Raw genomic sequence first — 16,906 nt, 5'->3', positions numbered from 1 at the left:
TTGTGGCTGGTTCATCAAAGGAATTTGAAAATGGTACGCGATGCGTACCCTACCGCTTAACTTGGAAGAATCCTTCGGAACGTCAGATTGATTCTAGGCTTTTTCAATTGCTTCGTTTTCGGTAGCGCATGCAGCCAGTGATGCTGCATCGTACCCGCCATCAGCAGCAGATCACCATGGCCCAGCACAATATCCAGCGATGCCTTCTTGCGCTTTTTATGATGCAGCCTGAACAGGCGCTCATCGCCGAAGCTTAACGAGGCAATGACCGGATTAGGGCCCAGCTCCTTTTCATTGTCGGCATGACAGCCCATCGAATCACGGCCGTCGCGGTACAGATTGGCCAGCACGCTGTTGAAGCGGTACCGGCACTGCCGTTCCACCTTGTCCCTGATCGCCTGCAACTCGGCCGTCCAGGGCAACGGCGCATGGTCGACGCCCGAATAGCTATAATGCGCATCGGCATCGCCGTACCAGCACATCAGCCGCGGCACTTTGACCCAGCGGCCGAAAATGAAGATGTCCTCCTCTCGCCAGTCCAGTTCGGCCGTCAATATGGCCAATAACCGGTCGGACTCGGGCGGTCGGTAAAACTGCCGGACCAGATACAGCTCGCCATCGAACGGCAGCCGATTGTCACCGAAACCGGCGATATCATCGCGTAACGCATCGGCTTCGGTGTCCATCGGCCTCAGCTATCGAGGAAAAAGCGTTTCATGACGCGGATCATAGCGTCATGATCGAACACGCCGGCACTCTCCCTGATGCTGTGCATGGCCCACATCGGATTGCCGACATCGACCGTGCGAATGCCCAGCCGTGCTGACGTCATGGGGCCTATCGTGCTGCCGCAGGGCAGATCGGTCCGGTGCGAATATTTCTGATACGAAACGCCGACCTGCTCGCACCAGCCCGCAAACATCGCTTCCGAAACGCTCTCGGTGCTGTAGCGATGGTTGGCGTTGACCTTGATGACCGGCCCTTTGTTGACGATGACCTTATGGTCGGGATCGTAGGCATTGGGGAAATTGGGCTGATAGGCGTGCGCCATGTCGGCGCTGATCATGAAGCTGCGCGCCAGGGCCCGCTGATAATCGTCACGGTCCACGGCCGAGGCGATGCGCTGCAGCACATCCGGCAGGAAACTGCCGTCGGCGCCTTTGTGGCTTTCGCTGCCGATTTCCTCGTGATCGAAGAAAGCGCAGACCAGCGTGCTGTCGGCCTGCAACACGGCATCATCAAGCAGGGCCGATAAACCGGCATGGCATGAGGCCAGATTGTCGAGCTGACTGTCGGCGTAAAACTCCTGTTGCGCGCCCCAGAACACGCCTTTCTGCGTATCGTAGACATTCAGATCCCAGGACAGGATGCGCCCGACTTCTATGCCCGAGGCCTGCGCCAATATCGACAGGAAATACGGCTGCGGCAACTGCTCTTGCGCGATGGCGGACATGATGAGAGGCAATTCCAGCTGCTTGTGCAGTTTCAGACCTTCTTCGTTGACGCCGCGGTTCATATGAATCGCCAGATTAGGCAGGCGCAGCAATGCCTGATCGAACCGGACCAGCCGGCTCGCGATCCTGCCCTGCTCATCCTTATAACCGATGCGGCCGGCCAGGCTCAGGTCCCGGTCGGTGAAGGTCGCCAGTATCGGCCCGCCGTACACTTCGACGCCCAGTCTTAACAGACCATCGACATAGCCGGCCGCATTGGGCTTGATCCGCAGGCCCGGCGAATCGGTATGGGCGCCGATGATTTTAAACCCCGTTTCAACCAGCGGCTTCTGACCGTGCACAAACACGATAATGGACGAATCGCCGCGCACGACGTAATAGCGCCCGCCGGGCTTTAGCATCCATTTTTCGGTTTCATCGAGTTTCGAGAAGCCGGCCGCATCCAGTCTGCTGACCATGCTGTTGACGGCATGCCAGGGGCTGGGGCTGGCATCGATAAAAGCCAGTAAGTCTTGAACCTGTTGCTGCGCACTCATGATCGTTCTTTCAGGTCCAGGGCCGCGGAATTGATGCAGTAGCGCAAGCCGGTCGGCGGCGGGCCGTCTTCAAACACATGACCTAAGTGCGCGTCGCAGGCTTTGCAGGTTATTTCAACTCGGCTCATGCCGTGGCTGAAATCGGTATGGCGGGCCACGCTGTCATCGGAAATGACATCCCAGAAACTCGGCCAGCCCGAGCCTGAATTGTATTTGGTTTCGGAATCGAACAAAGGATTGCCGCAGCACACGCAATGATAAATGCCGTCTTTCTTGCAGTCGGTATATTTTCCGGTAAAAGGGGCTTCGGTGGCTTTATGGCGGCAAATATTGAATTGTTCGGGCGATAATTTTTCGCGCCATTGTTCGTCATTCATAATGTTATCCGTCATGCATCAATTGGTAAAATTGCTCATTGTACGCTTTCAAAACAGCATCGCCAAAGCAGACTAAATAGACTTTTTGCAAATAAGGATTGTCTTGTAGGCACTCGCTGATGGTCCTGATCGCGATTTGCGCCGCCAGCGTTACCGGAAAACCGTAAACGCCGCAGGAAATGGCCGGAAAGGCAATCGATTGCATTTTATAGGCCTTAGCCAGCGCCATGCATTCCCGGTAACAGGAAGCCAGCAGGGCCGGCTCGTCGTGCTCGCCATCGGACCAGATTGGCCCTACCGTATGGATTACATGGTGCGCGGGCAGATTATAGCCCTTGGTCATTTTGGCCTGCCCTGTCTCGCAGCCGCCCAGGGTTCTGCATTCGGCCAGCAATTCAGGGCCTGCCGCCCTGTGGATCGCGCCATCGACGCCGCCTCCGCCCAACAATGAGGGATTGGCGGCATTGACGATCGCATCGACCGCGAGCGCCGTGATATCAGACTCAATAATCTCAATTTTCGCCATAATCATGCCTTTTAACGTAGTTAGAACGCGATTAGTACCAATTAGGCCTATGATACAATGCCGAGTTTCAAAAATTTTAAAGTAGAGAGACGGAACTGGCATGCGCCCCGATTTCCATACAACCGCAAACCGACCCATAAGGTCCGCGAACTCCAACCCAAAAAGGTTATAGCATGGCTCAACATAACAACAAGCCCTTGGGCATCACCGAAGTCGTCCTGCGCGATGCCCATCAATCCCTGCTGGCCACGCGCCTGCGCATCGATGACATGCTGCCGATCTGCGACAAGCTCGACCGGATCGGCTACTGGTCGCTGGAGACCTGGGGTGGCGCCACCTTCGATGCCTGCATCCGCTACCTGGGCGAGGACCCCTGGCAGCGCCTGCGCCAGCTCAAGGCAGCCATGCCTCGTACCCGCCAGCAGATGCTGTTGCGCGGCCAGAACCTGCTCGGCTACCGCCATTACGCCGACGACGTGGTCGACACCTTCGTCGAGCGCTGCGCCGTCAACGGCATCGACGTGTTCCGCATCTTCGACGCCATGAACGACATGCGCAACATCCAGCGCGCCGTCCAGGCCGTGCTGCAGACCGACGCGCACGCGCAGGGCACGATCTCCTACACGACCAGCCCCGTGCACGCCCTGGACCTGTGGGTCGACCTGGGCAAGCAGATCGAGGACCTGGGCGCGCACTCGATCTGCATCAAGGACATGGCCGGCCTGCTCAAACCCTATGACGCCTTCGAGCTGGTCACGCGCCTGAAAGCCAGCGTCGCTATCCCGATCCACATGCAGTGCCACGCCACGACCGGGCTCAGCACCGGCGCGGTGCTGAAGGCCGCCGAGGCCGGCATCGACAACGTCGACACCGCCATCTCCTCCATGAGCATGACCTACGGCCATACGCCGACCGAAACCATCGTGGCCAGCCTCGCGGGCACCGACCGCGACACCGGCCTGGACCTGGCCAAACTGGAAGAGATCGCGGCCTATTTCCGCGACGTGCGCAAGAAATACGCGGCCTTCGAAGGCAGCCTGAAAGGCGTCGACGGCCGCATCCTGGTCTCGCAGGTGCCGGGCGGCATGCTCACCAACATGGAAAGCCAGCTCAAGGAGCAGGGCGCCGAGGACAAGTTCGACGCCGTGCTGGCCGAGATCCCGCGCGTGCGCGAGGACCTGGGCTTCATCCCCTTGGTCACGCCCACCTCGCAGATCGTCGGCACCCAGGCCGTCCTGAACGTCATCGCCGGCGAGCGCTACAAGACCATCACCAAGGAAACGGCCGGCGTGCTGAAGGGCGAATACGGCGCCACGCCGGCGCCGGTCAATGCCGAGCTGCAGGCGCGCGTGCTGGCCGGCGCCGAGCCGATCACGGGCCGGCCGGCCGACCTCTTGGCGCCGGAAATGGCCAGACTGATCGCCGAGGTGCAGGACAAGGCCCGCGCCGAGGGCGTCAAACTCAGCGAGCATGTCGAGGAGGACGCGCTGATCAACGGCCTGTTCGCGCAGGTCGGCTGGAAATTCCTGGCCAACCGCGGCAATCCGGCCGCCTTCGAGCCGGTGCCGGGCAGCGTGCCGGCCCCGGCCGTGTCGCCCGCGCCCACCCCGGCGCCGGCGGCCCAGGCCGTGGAAACCTACAGCGTCAACGTCGACGGCCGCCATTTCAACGTCGCGGTCGGCCCTGGCGGCAATGCCGTCAGCATCCAGCCGGTGGCCATCACGGCCCCGGCCGTAGCCGGCGACGGCGTCTCGGTCGAGGCGCCGATGGCCGGCACGATCCTGAAAGTGCTGGTGCAGGTCGGCAGCGCCGTAGCCGAGGGCGATGTGGTGGTGATCATGGAAGCCATGAAGATGGAAACGGAAGTGCGCTCGCGGGCCAGCGGCATCGTCAGCGCCGTGCATACCAAGGAAGGGGCCGCGGTCACGGTCGGCGACACCCTGATCAGCCTGTAATAGCACCGCCCCGCCCGAGGCGGGGCCTTCCCTGATTATCAGACGAGACTCATCCGATGGACAATCTGCTTTCACTCTGGCACAGCACCGGCCTGTACAATATGACCGGCGGCCAGGCGCTCATGATGCTGGTCGGCTTCCTGCTGCTGTTCCTGGCCATCAAGAAAGGCTTCGAGCCGCTCCTGCTGCTGCCGATCGGCTTCGGCGCGATCCTCAGCAACATCCCGGTCGCCGGCATCGCCGACGAGGGCGGCCTGCTCTATTACCTGTATTTCGGCATCAAGAGCGGGCTGTTTCCGCTGCTGATCTTCATGGGCGTCGGCGCCATGACCGATTTCGGGCCGCTGCTGGCCAACCCGAAGACCTTATTGCTCGGGGCGGCCGCGCAGTTCGGCATCTTCGCCTCCCTGCTCGGCGCCCTGGCGCTGAACATCGTGCCGGGCCTGGAATTCAGCCTGAAGGATGCGGCGGCCATCGCCATCATCGGCGGCGCCGACGGCCCGACCGCGATATACGTGGCCTCGCGCCTGGCGCCGGACCTGCTCGGCGCGATCGCGGTCGCGGCCTATTCGTACATGGCCCTGGTGCCCTTGATCCAGCCGCCGATCATGCGCGCTTTGACCACGGAAGCCGAGCGCCGCATCGAGATGCAGCAGATGCGCACGGTCGGCCGCACCGAGAAGATCGTCTTCCCGCTGCTCTTGATCGCCCTGACCGCGCTGCTGCTGCCGTCGGCCGCGCCGCTGGTCGGCATGTTCGCGCTGGGCAACCTGATGAACGCCTGCGGCGTGGTCGACCGGCTCAGCCAGACCGCCCAGAACGAGCTGATCAACATCGTGACCATCTTTTTGGGGCTGTCGGTCGGCTCCAAGCTCAGCGCCGAGGCGTTTTTGCAGATGGAGACCTTGGGGATTCTGGCCCTGGGCGCGGCGGCGTTCGCGATCGGCACGGCGGCCGGCGTGCTGATGGCCAAGCTGATGAACAAATTCAGCAAGACGCTGATCAACCCGCTGATCGGCGCGGCCGGCGTGTCGGCCGTGCCGATGGCGGCGCGCGTCGCCAACAAGCTGGGCCTGGAGAGCAATCCGCACAACTTCCTGCTCATGCACGCCATGGGCCCGAACGTGGCCGGCGTGATCGGCTCGGCGGTCGCCGCCGGTATTTTGCTGAGCCTGGTGAAATAACCGGCGATATCTTCGCCTAAACAAAAGCCCCGCCGGGATATCCCTGACAGGGCTTTTTATTTGCTTGCCAAACCAACTCCCCTGTTTAAGCCGCTTCTATTGGCTGGTTTCCATTCCAGAACGATGAGTTTCTAATGGCTTTTCCTATAGATTCAACTACGTGATCGATCAACGCTCTTAGTCGATCAATCGACTTCTTCAGCCATGCCAGGGCATTGGCATAAAATTTCTCGCCCAAAGCCGGCAACTCGGCCATTTGCTCTCTGGCCGGGTCAATCAGCCACACCTGAAGAATAATACGGCTTTGCGAAGGCAGCGCCAGGACGGCGACGACTGTTTCCTCATACAGGACTTTGCAGGGATAGAGGACTTTTTGCTCGACCAGATCCCGGATGGCTTTCAAATAGCTGTAGGCTAATGCTGTCCTCTCATGGATCAATAAGTTGACTGGCTCGACAAAACCTTGTTCAAAATACAGCCTGGCCTGTTCGGGCCACTGTTTGACCAGCGCGGAATGACTATGGATATTCTCGTGAATAACGGCTACTTTTTTGTTGATGAAATCCCTGGTTTCGTAGACCAATCGCTGCATGACCTCGATGCGCTGGCGAATTTTCGCTAACGCCGGGTTAATGATTTTTTCGTCCACACCATTTTTGATTTGATCCCTGCAACGGTCGATCCAGTTTACCGTTGTTTTCAATTGCGCGTTTTGCGCCGCAGTCAGTTTTGCTTCCAATTCATAAATTTGTGAATCGCGCTCGGTTAGCGTCAACTTTAATAGACTAATGGCGTCCTTACTTGATTCCAGTTCCCTGGAAAGCGTTGATACCTGTTCTTCCAGTTGGTTTAATTTAGTTAGCAAGCCGCCGGTAACGACAAGATTATCAGATTCCATAATGACCCTCCCCTCATGTAATTGTTTGTGTTTATTATATTTTTGTTACATTTTTGCTAGTACGCAGACTCATTCATAACAAGCCAAACGTTCAAAGTCAATCAAAAAATAAGAATCTACAAGCAGATTAAATGAGGGTCACAAGTCGGCCCTCATTCTGTATGAGGGCGCCGCTTTATTGCGCGCTTTGTTCGATTTGCTCCCGCTGTCTCGCGGCCGCATCCAGAACCGTTTGCTCGACTGCCCTGGCCTTTTCCAGTGCGTCTGTCTGGGTTTTAAAAACTTCACTGTCAACCGCCTTGGCCGGTTTGTCGTCGCCATTGCAACCGGCAATTGCCATTAATGACATCATGATCGTTATTCTAATTATTGATTTCATCTATCCTTACTCGCTCTGTTAATAATTCTGGTTGGGTGTCAAATAGCTCTGGTTGGCTATCGCTTTCCGCCGGTTTCACATACTCTCTCGTCAATTTAAAAAGAACCGGGCTTAGCAAACCTAAAGCCAGCAGATTCGGAATCGCCATAAGCCCGTTCATGACGTCGGCCAGCGTCCAGATGACGGTCAGTTTGCCCATCGCACCCAAAGGAATAGCGCCTATCCATAAAAGGCGGTAAGGCGTTATGATCCTGACGCCGAACAGGAACTCGGCGCAGCGCTCGCCGTAGTAGCTCCAGCCCAGAATCGTCGTGTACGCAAAAATGACCAGGCCAAACACAACGATATAGCCGCCCCAACCGGGCAACCCGGTATTGAACGCCAGTGTGGAGAGCGCCGCGCCATTTTCGCCGCTGCTCCAGGCGCCGGTCATAACGATGACCAAGGCGGTCATCGTGCAGACGACCAGCGTATCGATAAAAGTGCCCAGCATCGAAATCATGCCCTGCTGGACCGGATTCGTGGTTTTTGCCGCCGCCTGCGCAATCGGCGCGCTGCCCAGTCCCGCCTCATTCGAGAAGGCGCCGCGCGCCACGCCGTACCGGATCGCGGCCCAGACCACCGCGCCGGCAAAGCCGCCCGCCGCGGCCGTGCCGTTAAACGCACTGTCAATGATCAGTCCCAGAGCTGACGGCACTTTTTCGATGTCGGCGATGATAATGATCGATGCCCCGACAATATAGGAGATGGCCATGAACGGCACCAGCTTTGCCGCGACGTCGGCTATGCGGTTAATGCCGCCCAGAATGACAAAAGCGGTGAACACGGTCATGACCGCGCCGCTGATCCAGTCCGGGATGTGAAACATGGACTCGACCGCATCGGCAACCGAATGCGCCTGCACCATATTGCCGATACCGAACGAAGCCAGAGTGCCGAAGAGGGCGAATGCCGCAGCCAGCCATCGCCATTTCGCGCCCAGGCCGTTCTTGATGTAATACATCGGGCCGCCGACGTATTTGCCCAGTTCGTCAACTTCGCGGTATTGAACGGCCAACACCGCCTCGGCATATTTGGTCGCCATGCCGAATAATGCCGTCATCCACATCCAGAACACGGCGCCCGGACCGCCCAGAAAAATAGCTGTCGCGACACCGGCTATGTTGCCCGTGCCGATGGTGGCCGATAGTGCCGTCATCAAGGCTGCAAACGCGGTGATATCGCCTTCCTCCTCCGGCCCGGACTTGCGGCCGCGCCAGAGCAGCACAAAGGCGTGCGGCGTCTTGCGCCATGGCAAGGCCTTCAACCCTATCGTCAGATAAACGCCAACGCCCAGCAACAAGGCCAGCATCGCCGGCCCCCAAATCAGGCCGCTGGCCTGGCTTAACCAATCTTCGATGATGTTCATTAAGGTAATTGACTCACTTCTGTGCCTTTATTGAAATCGACGCCGACGCTGACGATAAAACTGGTGGCTTCCTCAATGTTCATGTTGGATTTTATGATTTTTGTCTTATCGACGATGATGGTAAATCCCGATGTCGGATTCGGCGAGGTAGGCACAAAAAGCACGTACTTGTCATCAAACCGGTTCGTGACATAAGCAGGCACCCAAATCCCGTCTTTCGGGTATTCCACGTAGACGACCTCCTTGGCGATGGCCTTGTCATGCGACGAGAACATGTTCACGACCTTCTTGACAACCCTGTAGACGGTATTTAAAAAAGGAATTCTGTCGATAACATGCTCAAAAGCGGCAATAAACCAGGGACGGCCCTGTTTGGCGATTTGGCGGCCTATGGATACGAGAATAATGAAGCTGACGGCAAAAATCAGCAGCGTATAAAGGTAGCTGACCGAATAACCGTAAACCAGCTGAAACAAATCGGCAACCCGGTCTTTTACGAACATGATGATCTGTAAAACCAGAACGATGGGAATAACCGCCAAAATCCCTATCAAAAGATAATTCAATAACTTCTTAATCAACGCACTCATTTTTTCTCCGCTACTATAGGGATTTAACCAATAGCAAGATGCCCGACGCCAACAAAAACCCGGCGAATAACATATTGTATTTTTTATTATCAATTTTGCTATATAGCATTTCCTCGGCCAACAGGAACGTCACAACCCCCACTTGAAGAAAGCCGATATTGTCCGCATAAGACACATCAAACCCGTGGCTGATAAAAAACAGCGTAGCCAATTGAAACAGGGCAAAGGTTGCGTAACAGCTTGCCACGGTCGCGCGTATTTGATCCTTCTGATACGGCTTGCCGTAAACGATGGCGGTTAATAATGAGCCGCCCAGGTTAGTCATGCCATGAATAACTCCCATCATCGCCAGATAGGTTCTTTCATAATTGAACAAGGGCCGCAGTGCCTTATCCACGGCCGGTGAAATAGCCTTTAACGCTACCAATATAAGCAATCCACCGACCAATGCGCTGATATTGATCTTGACGGAGGTAATGATCCATAGGAACAACACGACAAAAGGAATGCTGTAAATCAATACGTTTTTGTAGAATCCGATGTCGACATAGCGGTAATGTTTTAACAGCTGCAGGGAATTTATCGCGATGGAAATAGGCAGCAGGACGAGCAACGCATCGACAAAGTCGTGCCCCAACAGAAGCAGCACAGGCGTGCCGAACAGCAATACGCCCACGCCGAAAACGGATTGGATGAGAGTGGTCAGAATAACCGTAAGCAGAATGTCGACCGGCATTGAGTTCCCCCTTTATTATTTTTATTGGCCCGTCTCATTATAAGCGAATTTACGATCGCTGCCCGCCGAATTGAAATGTGACGGGCAGTTGACAAGGCTTTGAAGGAGGCTAACGGGAGGCGAGTTGCCGGCAGTGGTCGAGGCCGGCATAAATAAAAAGCGGTATCAGTTGCAAACCCGTGTCACAGGAAAACAGCAACGGAAGCGACTGCCCTTGCCCAACTCGCTAACGATGTTCAACTTGGCATCATGGCGCATCAGCACGTGCTTGACGATAGCCAGGCCCAGCCCGGTGCCGTTGACCTTTTTGCTGCGCTTGACTTCAACCCGGTAAAAACGTTCGGTAATGCGCGGGATTTCGGGCGCGGCAATGCCTTCGCCCTGGTCTTCGACATCCAGCATGATGGCGTTTTCGGACCGATGCCAGCGAATTGTTACTTTTGAATCGTCAGGTGAATACTTCAATGCATTGCCTAGCAGGTTGGTAAAAGCGCTGCGCAATTCCTGTTCTTCGCCGGTGATATGCGTATCGGTTTCGAGCAATAATTCGATGCGCCCGGCCGCCGTTTCCAGCGCGTCGCCTTCCTTGCAGATCTGGCTCAGCAAAGCCGGGATATCGACGCACTGTACTTTCTTTTGTTGCGTTTCCAGTCGCGTCAGCAGTAACAGGTCATCGACCAGATGCTGCATGCGCTCGGTCTGCCCCTGCATTTGCTGAACCGAATGCGTCAGTAACGGCGAATTGCCGTCATCCATATCCTGCATGGTTTCCAGATAGCCTTTCAACACCGTCAGCGGGGTTCTGAGCTCATGCGATACATTGGCGACAAAGTCCTTGCGCATTCTCTCCATTTTTTTCAGCTGCGTAACATCCTGAGCCAGCAGCAGCCGCAGCCCGGCGCCATATTTAACGATCCGCATGGCCAGTGTTATGCGGTGGTCCACCGGTGCGGGCAGGATGACTGCTTCATTGTAATTGCCGGATTTAAGGTAGCGGATAAACTCGGGAAAACGGACCAGATTGGGAATGCGCTGGCCTTTATCGGTCTGCTGGAGCCCCAGAACTTCTCTGGCCGCTTTATTGGCCCACTCTATTTCGTCATTCGGACCCAGAACGACGGCCGCATCAGGCAAGGCTTCCGTTGACTTGCGAAACTGATTCACCATTTTGCTCAGTTTCTTCTTGCGCTTTTTCTCGTTTTTTTTGATGCGGTAGACATGGTAATAAATATCTTCCCAGATGCCGGTCGCCTTAGGGTATTTGCCGCGCCCGCCCATGCTCAGCCATCTTTCAAAACGGCTGATCTGGAATAACTGACGGATCCAGAGCCCCAGCGTCAGCAGGAACACAAACAGCAGGACATGACCGGTCAGACTGCCGGCAATCAACGCAACCAGAAACAGCAGCAGCGCAATGCCGATCTCTTTTTGCCAGACGCTCATAAACTAATTCGTCAACGAGAATCTGTAGCCGAAGCCGCGCACAGTCTGAACCAGATCTTCTCTGCCGTATTCACCGAGGATTTTCCTGAGCCGACGGATATGCACGTCGACCGTGCGCTCTTCGATATAAACGCTACGCCCCCAGACCTGATCCAGCAATTGCGAGCGGTTATACACCTTGTCGGGGTGCGTCATGAAAAACAGCATCAAACGAAATTCGGTCGGGCTCACGTCCAGCTGCTTGTCGCCGATACTGAGACGGTGCTGTTCGGTATCGAGTACCAGATCACCCAGTTCTATTTGCGCCGAACCCTGGATTTTTCCGCTCCTGCGCAACACGGCGCGGACGCGCGCTACTAATTCCTTCGGTGAAAAAGGCTTGGTCATGTAATCGTCGGCGCCGATTTCCAGCCCTCTGACCTTGTCCTCCTCCTCGCCGCGCGCCGTCAACAGGATAATGGGCAACTCCCGATTCGTCTGATCTTTCTTCAGGCGCCTGGCCCATTCAACGCCGCTGATACCCGGCAGCATCCAGTCCAATAGAATCAAATCCGGCAAATTTTCATCGAGCATTTTCTGAGCTTCTTCAGCATCAGCGGCCGCAATCGACATAAAACCGGCCTGCTCCAATACCATCATTAACATGCCTCTGATAGCATCTTCATCTTCAACAACGAGAATCTTAAATCTGGACATAATTAATATAGAGATCAATAAATCTTTGTATTGTAGGAAGCCTATATTACGTTTTTATGACAAGAGGCCGTCAATTGCCCTATGTAACTTTATGAAACAGGCCTCTGGGCGCCTTATCGAACAGTTCATTGCATTCGGCTTCCAGTAATCCGCCGATGATGCGGCTGTTCCGGAACGGCGTTCTGGCAACGATTTCCTCGGCGCGAATATCTATTTGCCACCAGTTCCGGTTTTGTAGGTAAGGAATGGACGTGCCGTAATAAACCGTAGTGATACCCGCCCATTCGATCGCACTTTGACACATCGGGCACGGTTCCGCCGTCGTATACAGATCGAATTCGCTCCAGTCCGCCGAGGGGTGCGACTGCGCGCAATGGTTGATCGCGACCATCTCGCCGTGCCAGATCGGATTCAGCGCCGACTGATTAAAGCCCTCGGCGACGATCTCGCCGGTCGCCCGCCGCACGATGACCGCGCCGAACGGAAACTCGGGAACTTGCAAAGCCAGTTCGATGGCCCTGCGCATGTAATCTTCTTTATTCATCTGTTCAACCTGCCTGCTGGATGGTTGCCGGAATTTTTAACGTTCCGACTCATTATACTTAAACGCCACGCATTGAGAGATCCGGCGTTAACGTCTTAGTCACCGCCACCGCAGCCCCCGCCGCAACCGCCGTCGCCGCTGCAGCCGGGACTGTCGGAAGCATCCCCCGAATCCCCCGCGCAACCCGATGAGCAGCCTATATGGCTGGCGCAGTAAACGCCACTGCCAATACCGCTTGCATCCCGATCACAGTGCAATCGATAAGTAAAACCGCCGGGAATGTTCAACAGGCCGTCGATGGCAAAAATAAGAGGCAATTTGGCTGGTGTTTTCGGATTGATCTTTTCATGGATGCAGGCCAGGCGCCAGGCCCTTTTTATCCCTTCTTTAGCCTGGGTCGGCGTTGCCATCGCCTCGGCGGGCGTATGATGCAGAAAGCACCCGAATGCGCGCCGGCAAAAGTCGCCGTAGATTCGCGTCGATAGAATGAATTCATGCCAGGCATCGTCGACTACCTGGGATGGCATGGAAACCAGCCTCCGTTTGGCGCGCAAGCACATCAGGAAATAATCCCTCAAAGTTTGCATGACCAGCTCAATCTCTTGCTCTTTCAATTGGGGATGCTTTTGTGCTAGTTTGCCGACGATGCCCTTGTGGAAATAATAGCCGGCTATGTATTTTTCACGCCTGGCAAAAGCGGCCTGTCTGGCTGCAAAAAACACGGTTATTGTCACGACCGTTAAAATGATAAGGAATAAAGTCATAGGTATTAATTGTTTGAAATCCGTTACAGTGTATTCGAGCTTTCCCGTTTGTAAATATATTGCATGGCCTGTGCATTGAACCGTGACACCCGGACGCATTGGCAAACCAGATCCGGGCCTATACAATTCATTAAACCCTGATATTCTTAATCGCAATATGAAACCCAAGCATTACGACCTGCCTGTCACCGGCATGCAATGCGCAGAGTGCGAAAACCGTATTGTCGAGGCTGTTGCCGGACTCCCCGGCATTATCAATGCGCAGGCCAGCTTTACCGATGAAACACTGACGCTGGATCTGGACGACGACATCATATCGCTCAAAACGGTTTGCGCGGCAGTCAAATCGACTGGCTACGAATGCTCGAACCGCGCCCGGCATAAACCGACGGGCTTGGGCAGACGTCTTTTCCTGGTTGTCATTGCCATTACGGGCATTATTCTGCTGCTGCAGCTGAACAAATTTGTTCAGCTCGATTTGTCCCTCGAAGATGTCGGGAAAACAACCAATTACGGCCTGGTGTTTCTGGTCGGCGTTTTGACCAGCTTCCATTGCATCGGCATGTGCGGCGCGTTTGTCATCAGCTATACGGTAGCCGGCGCGAAATCGGGCAGACCCGGCTATTTCAGCCACCTGCTTTACGGCCTTGGAAAAACGCTGTCCTATTCCGGTTTCGGCGCGCTGTTCGGGCTGATCGGCGGTGCCATTACCTTCACGCTGGGCATGCGCAGCATGGTATCGGCCCTAGCGGGCGTGTTTCTGATCCTTTACGGATTGAGCATGCTGGATGCATTCAGCGGCTTAAGGCGTCTGCACATACGCCTGCCCTTCTTCGTTAACCGTTTATTGGTCAGGCGGCGCCAGCGCGCATCCAGTCCCTTCATGATCGGCTTGCTGAACGGCCTGATGATCGCCTGCGGCCCCTTGCAGGCCATGTACATCATGGCCGCAGGCACGGGCAGCGCCGTAGCGGGCGCAACCCTGCTGGCCGCCTTTGCGCTGGGCACGCTGCCTGTCATGCTGGCCTTCGGCTATTTTGCCGGCATGATTTCCAGCGGCGCCACGCGGCGGTTTATGAAAATATCCGCCATCATCATCCTGCTGCTCGGAGCGGCCATGCTCAATCGCAGCCTTCTGATTTCAGGCTCCGGCTATGATGTCAATTCGTTGCTGTCAAGGGCGTCGCAGGCATTGCAGGCGCGCTTCATGACCTGGCAGCATGACCATGCCGACGCAGGCTCCCATCTGCAGGACGGCTATCAGGTCATTTACATGGAAGCCGAGGCAATCGCCTACAAGCCGGACGAATTCACGCTGCGCTACGGCATTCCGGTTAAATGGGTCATTAACGTCAAGGAACTGTCCAGCTGCAACAAAAGAATCATTATTCCTTCGCTGGATATGACCATCGATCTGAAACCCGGCTTGCAAGTCGTCGAATTCACGCCGCAACAAATGGGCGCCATCAGTTGGAGCTGCTACATGGGCATGATACCGGGGACGTTTATTGTGAAGAAATGACGGAGACCGCCAAACGAGATCATTAATGAGCATGTGCAGGCTGGATTGTAGCCTTAGCGGAAACCCGGCCTGGCGGCTTCGAATGCCGGGTTTCCCAACTCAGCCTACACCCCTAAAACTTCACTCCACAGGACATCATCCCATTTATAGGACGCCGAAACCCAACGCGATTCCTGCACGTCAAACAATGTCAGACTGGAACTGTCGCCCTCTTCACCATAGGCATAAGGCCACCAGGACACAAAAGCGCCGGTATCCAGGCAAAGATGGGATAATACCTGGCGCGGTTTAGCTGCGTAGGTATGCCCGCAAAAGGTCAGAGAAAGACCGGGTTGCGTCCTGGCGAATTCCTGACTGGCCAACTGGCTCAACATCAGTGTTCGCCCCCAGTACAAGCGATTTTCAATTTCGGGTGGTATAAATTGTTGCTCAAGCCACTGGTCGACATCGCTATTCAGCCAGACGGCATGATCGGCGGTTTTATAATCCGGCCTGACCAGTTCTGCGTGAATGACATGAAAGCGATTGCCGTTTTCTCCCACTACCCATAGCAGCGGCATTTGTAACGCCAAAATCAGTCCATGATTAAACTCCTGCGTCATGCAGTTCCGGTCAGAGTCGAAATATTCGCTCACCCAGTCGCCGCCATATTCCAGAAATCCATTATCTTTAATGTCCTCGAATGGATCGAGTTTTCCGCTGGTCAGGTAGGATGAAAAGAAATCGAGCATCATCAGTTCGTGATTGCCCCGTACTGCGTAAAACCAGGGTTCCGCAAGTAATTGCAGGCAACGCAGGGAGTTTGGCCCTCGATCGATCAGATCGCCGACCGCAAACAGCCGGTCACGGGTTTTGTCGAAATCCACCTCATTCAACAATTGCTCCAGCAAATCATAGCAGCCGTGCAAGTCGCCCACGACATAGTCCTTGCCTAATGTATTAGCGGGGAGCTTTCGGATGGGAGCATTGCTTTTCATGGCAGGACCTATAGAGATGTTGATCGGATGTTAGCCATCCATACCGGGTTTCCGCTAAAGCGCCAACCCAGCTTACCGCGCCTCATCCGGTATGAAAGCTATTGCCCGTAGCGGGCTTCCGCTGCCTCCTTTGATCTTCATCGGAAGAGCGATAACCTGTGCTCCCGTAGTTGGCACTTTGTCCAGATTTGCAATATTCTCAAATACAGGCGTGCTCTTCCCCATCAGCATTACATGACTGCCAAATGCCTGCGATTGCCCGTAGTCAATGCTGGCTGTATCTATCCCTATTGCGTTAATTCTTCGGCTACTGACCAGCCACTTGGCCGCTTCAGGGTGCAAACCGGGGAAATGCAGCTCAGCTACGCCTTCAGCCCCGCGCTTATCAGTGCCCAAATACTTCACCCGGTCAGGCCAATAGCGCCCATACCCTGTTTGCAGCAACACTATGCTGCCATCCGGTATCTTCCCGTGCAAAGATTCCCAAGTATTGAAATCCTCTACATTGATCTGGTAATCACGATTTGCCATTGCTTTCTGTGAAACATCGATTTTGACTGCCGGAGCAATAAGCTGTGTCAGCGGGATCTGATCGACCGTTTTCCCACCGTATGAAAAATGGATTGGCGCATCAATATGGGTGCCGCCGTGTTCCGCGGCACAAAATTCATAGGCTGAGTAGTAATACCCTTTCTCCGTCATACCGGCAGAGACGGTATCCAGCTTGAACGGTTCGGCTGTCGGCCAATAGATGGTTTCCGAGGAATAATCATACGACAAGTCTATCCACTGTCCCGAAGGAAAACTGCCGTATTGAGTAGCGCAACCAGCAGTAAGGCAACACAGTGCGGCAAGCGAGACTATCTGGGTTAGCGACATTCCAATCTCCTGTGACTAATCATTCTGCTGTAGGGTTA

General features: G+C 55.3%; 18 protein-coding genes. 3 read left to right on the top strand and 15 right to left on the bottom strand.

Features of this window, described 5'->3' with window-relative positions; all coding sequences use genetic code 11:
* Nucleotides 1–56: 56 nt before the first annotated feature.
* Genes METLU_RS0119350 through METLU_RS0119335 form a run of 4 tightly spaced genes read right to left on the bottom strand, consistent with a single transcriptional unit; the run spans nucleotide 57 to nucleotide 2,893 of the window.
* The gene (locus METLU_RS0119350) at nucleotides 57–686 is read right to left on the bottom strand and encodes an alpha-ketoglutarate-dependent dioxygenase AlkB family protein (RefSeq protein ID WP_027159671.1); all 630 of its coding nucleotides are present in this window, start codon (nucleotides 684–686) and stop codon (nucleotides 57–59) included.
* A gap of 5 nt (nucleotides 687–691) precedes the next feature.
* Nucleotides 692–1,990: a M18 family aminopeptidase gene (locus tag METLU_RS0119345; RefSeq protein ID WP_027159670.1), complete on the bottom strand. Its 1,299-nt coding sequence runs from the start codon at nucleotides 1,988–1,990 to the stop codon at nucleotides 692–694.
* Nucleotides 1,987–2,382 carry a peptide-methionine (R)-S-oxide reductase MsrB gene (gene msrB / locus METLU_RS0119340; protein ID WP_027159669.1) on the bottom strand — a complete coding sequence of 132 codons (396 nt, stop codon included), beginning with the start codon at nucleotides 2,380–2,382 and terminating at the stop codon, nucleotides 1,987–1,989. Before msrB ends, METLU_RS0119345 begins: the two co-directional genes overlap by 4 nt.
* Entirely contained in the window at nucleotides 2,372–2,893 is a 522-nt protein-coding gene (locus METLU_RS0119335; RefSeq protein ID WP_027159668.1) for an O-acetyl-ADP-ribose deacetylase, read from the bottom strand. The genes msrB and METLU_RS0119335 overlap by 11 nt, the downstream gene beginning before the upstream one ends.
* Nucleotides 2,894–3,066: 173 nt before the next feature.
* Here METLU_RS0119335 and oadA point away from each other — a divergent pair, with 173 nt between their 5' ends.
* Both oadA and METLU_RS0119325 read left to right on the top strand, forming a co-directional pair.
* Nucleotides 3,067–4,848, top strand: a complete 1,782-nt coding sequence (oadA, locus tag METLU_RS0119330; RefSeq protein ID WP_027159667.1) for a sodium-extruding oxaloacetate decarboxylase subunit alpha — start codon at nucleotides 3,067–3,069, stop codon at nucleotides 4,846–4,848.
* Nucleotides 4,849–4,904: 56 nt separating this feature from the next.
* On the top strand, nucleotides 4,905–6,032 hold the full coding sequence (locus METLU_RS0119325) for a sodium ion-translocating decarboxylase subunit beta (RefSeq protein WP_027156793.1): 1,128 nt from the start codon (nucleotides 4,905–4,907) through the stop codon (nucleotides 6,030–6,032).
* Nucleotides 6,033–6,117: 85 nt separating this feature from the next.
* On the opposite strand, the gene METLU_RS0119320 is transcribed toward METLU_RS0119325, so the two are convergent.
* From METLU_RS0119320 to METLU_RS0119280, 9 genes are all read right to left on the bottom strand, one after another.
* The gene (locus METLU_RS0119320) at nucleotides 6,118–6,930 is read right to left on the bottom strand and encodes a hypothetical protein (RefSeq protein WP_027159666.1); all 813 of its coding nucleotides are present in this window, start codon (nucleotides 6,928–6,930) and stop codon (nucleotides 6,118–6,120) included.
* A 175-nt stretch (nucleotides 6,931–7,105) separates the two neighbouring features.
* Nucleotides 7,106–7,309 carry a hypothetical protein gene (locus METLU_RS28100; RefSeq protein WP_155920639.1) on the bottom strand — a complete coding sequence of 68 codons (204 nt, stop codon included), beginning with the start codon at nucleotides 7,307–7,309 and terminating at the stop codon, nucleotides 7,106–7,108.
* Nucleotides 7,293–8,717 (bottom strand): alanine/glycine:cation symporter family protein, encoded by a 1,425-nt coding sequence (locus METLU_RS0119310; RefSeq protein WP_027159665.1) that lies wholly within the window; start codon nucleotides 8,715–8,717, stop codon nucleotides 7,293–7,295. Before METLU_RS0119310 ends, METLU_RS28100 begins: the two co-directional genes overlap by 17 nt.
* A complete protein-coding gene (locus METLU_RS0119305; protein WP_027159664.1) occupies nucleotides 8,717–9,307 on the bottom strand; it encodes a DUF502 domain-containing protein in 591 nt (196 codons plus the stop codon). The genes METLU_RS0119310 and METLU_RS0119305 overlap by 1 nt, the downstream gene beginning before the upstream one ends.
* Before the next feature lie 13 nt (nucleotides 9,308–9,320).
* Nucleotides 9,321–10,043, bottom strand: a complete 723-nt coding sequence (locus METLU_RS0119300; protein ID WP_027159663.1) for a TSUP family transporter — start codon at nucleotides 10,041–10,043, stop codon at nucleotides 9,321–9,323.
* 165 nt (nucleotides 10,044–10,208) lie between these two features.
* Nucleotides 10,209–11,486, bottom strand: coding sequence for a phosphate regulon sensor histidine kinase PhoR (gene phoR / locus METLU_RS0119295; protein WP_027159662.1), 1,278 nt, complete (start codon nucleotides 11,484–11,486; stop codon nucleotides 10,209–10,211).
* Nucleotides 11,487–11,489: 3 nt separating this feature from the next.
* Nucleotides 11,490–12,182 (bottom strand): phosphate regulon transcriptional regulator PhoB, encoded by a 693-nt coding sequence (phoB, locus tag METLU_RS0119290; RefSeq protein WP_027159661.1) that lies wholly within the window; start codon nucleotides 12,180–12,182, stop codon nucleotides 11,490–11,492.
* 79 nt (nucleotides 12,183–12,261) lie between these two features.
* Nucleotides 12,262–12,726 (bottom strand): nucleoside deaminase, encoded by a 465-nt coding sequence (locus METLU_RS25855; RefSeq protein WP_036243298.1) that lies wholly within the window; start codon nucleotides 12,724–12,726, stop codon nucleotides 12,262–12,264.
* Between the two features lie 95 nt (nucleotides 12,727–12,821).
* Complete coding sequence (locus METLU_RS0119280; RefSeq protein ID WP_027159660.1) at nucleotides 12,822–13,490, bottom strand: glycine-rich domain-containing protein; 669 nt, start codon at nucleotides 13,488–13,490, stop codon at nucleotides 12,822–12,824.
* A 157-nt stretch (nucleotides 13,491–13,647) separates the two neighbouring features.
* Here METLU_RS0119280 and METLU_RS0119275 point away from each other — a divergent pair, with 157 nt between their 5' ends.
* Nucleotides 13,648–15,012, top strand: coding sequence for an urease accessory protein UreH domain-containing protein (locus tag METLU_RS0119275; RefSeq protein ID WP_027159659.1), 1,365 nt, complete (start codon nucleotides 13,648–13,650; stop codon nucleotides 15,010–15,012).
* A gap of 104 nt (nucleotides 15,013–15,116) precedes the next feature.
* Here the strand turns inward: METLU_RS0119275 and METLU_RS0119270 are convergent, their stop codons facing one another.
* Both METLU_RS0119270 and METLU_RS0119265 read right to left on the bottom strand, forming a co-directional pair.
* Nucleotides 15,117–15,989 (bottom strand): metallophosphoesterase, encoded by an 873-nt coding sequence (locus METLU_RS0119270; protein WP_027159658.1) that lies wholly within the window; start codon nucleotides 15,987–15,989, stop codon nucleotides 15,117–15,119.
* Between the two features lie 72 nt (nucleotides 15,990–16,061).
* On the bottom strand, nucleotides 16,062–16,868 hold the full coding sequence (locus tag METLU_RS0119265) for a cyclase family protein (RefSeq protein ID WP_027159657.1): 807 nt from the start codon (nucleotides 16,866–16,868) through the stop codon (nucleotides 16,062–16,064).
* Nucleotides 16,869–16,906: the final 38 nt, after the last annotated feature.

Source organism: Methylobacter luteus IMV-B-3098 (assembly GCF_000427625.1).
Classification (GTDB): Bacteria; Pseudomonadota; Gammaproteobacteria; order Methylococcales; family Methylomonadaceae; genus Methylobacter; species Methylobacter luteus.
The sequence above is the reverse complement of the archived record's forward strand: the minus strand, read 5'-3'. Positions and strand labels throughout refer to the sequence as shown.